The sequence below is a fragment of the Gallintestinimicrobium propionicum genome (genome assembly GCF_025567525.1).
Lineage (GTDB): Bacteria > Bacillota > Clostridia > Lachnospirales > Lachnospiraceae > Gallintestinimicrobium > Gallintestinimicrobium propionicum.
Genome location: NZ_JAOQJY010000037.1, coordinates 14,690 through 16,167 on the forward strand (window position 1 = coordinate 14,690; position 1,478 = coordinate 16,167).

Consider the following 1,478-nt stretch of genomic DNA (forward strand, 5'->3'; position numbering starts at 1 on the left):
TGAGGTGCGTCTGGGCGCTACCTGGATCGACAAAGAGTACATCCAGCAGTTTATGTACGAGACCTTCAACACCCCGTTTTATCTCCAGCGCAGTATCGAGGTCAACTATTCTTCCTTTACTGCTGAATGGCAGATCAAGGGGAAATCTTCCGTATCCTACAACGATGTGGCAGCCTACACCACCTACGGAACCAGCCGTGCCAATGCCTACAAGATTTTGGAGGACAGCCTGAACCTGCGGGATGTCCGTATCTATGACACCATAGAGGACGCAGACGGAAAAGAGCGCCGCGTGCTGAACGCCAAGGAGACCACCCTGGCGGCCCAAAAACAGCAAGCGATCCGGGAAGCCTTTAGGGACTGGATCTGGAGAGACCCGGAACGCCGCCAGACTTTGGTGCGCCAGTACAACGAGGAAATGAACTCTACCCGTCCCCGTGAATATGATGGCAGCCACATCACTTTTGGAGGGATGAACCCGGCCATTACCCTGCGGGAACACCAGAAAAGCGCCATCGCCCATGTGCTGTATGGAGGAAATACCCTGTTGGCACATGAAGTAGGCGCAGGTAAAACTTTTGAGATGGTAGCTGCTTCGATGGAAGCCAAACGCCTGGGCTTGTGCCAGAAATCTCTCTTTGTGGTTCCAAATCACCTGACCGAGCAGTGGGCGTCGGAGTTTCTGCGTCTCTATCCTTCCGCCAATATCTTAGTCACCACCAAAAAGGACTTTGAGACCCATAACCGAAAGAAGTTCTGCGCTCGTATTGCGACGGGTGATTATGATGCCATCATCATGGGACATAGCCAGTTTGAGCGTATCCCCATCAGCCGGGAGCGTCAGGAACGGCTTCTCTATGAACAGATCGACGAGATCACTGAGGGGATTGCAGAGGTACAGGCCAGTGGCGGCGAGCGTTTTACCGTCAAGCAACTGGAGCGTACCAGAAAGTCTCTGGAAGCCAGACTGGAAAAGCTGCAAGCCGAGGGACGAAAAGACGATGTGGTGACTTTTGAGCAGCTGGGTGTGGACCGTTTGTTTGTGGACGAGGCCCACAACTATAAAAACCTGTTTCTATACACAAAAATGCGGAATGTGGCAGGTTTATCCACATCGGACGCGCAGAAATCCTCCGATATGTTTGCCAAGTGCCGCTATATGGATGAGATCACCGGAAACCGTGGCGTGATTTTTGCCACCGGCACCCCGGTCAGCAACTCCATGACCGAGCTTTACACCATGCAGCGTTATCTTCAGTATGAACGCCTGCAAGAACTGAACATGACCCACTTCGACTGCTGGGCTTCCCGATTTGGAGAGACCGTCACAGCATTGGAGCTGGCACCGGAAGGCACCGGCTACCGGGCAAGAACGAGATTCAGCAAGTTCTTTAATCTGCCGGAGCTGATGAACCTGTTCAAAGAAGTGGCGGACATCAAGACCGCCGACCAACTGAACCTGCCCACCCCGGAGGTGG

General features: G+C 53.3%; 1 protein-coding gene. It reads left to right on the top strand.

The annotated features are described in order from the left end of the window. On the top strand, positions 1-1,478 hold a 1,478-nt coding region (locus OCV62_RS17635; RefSeq protein ID WP_262588294.1), incomplete at both ends, for an SNF2-related protein.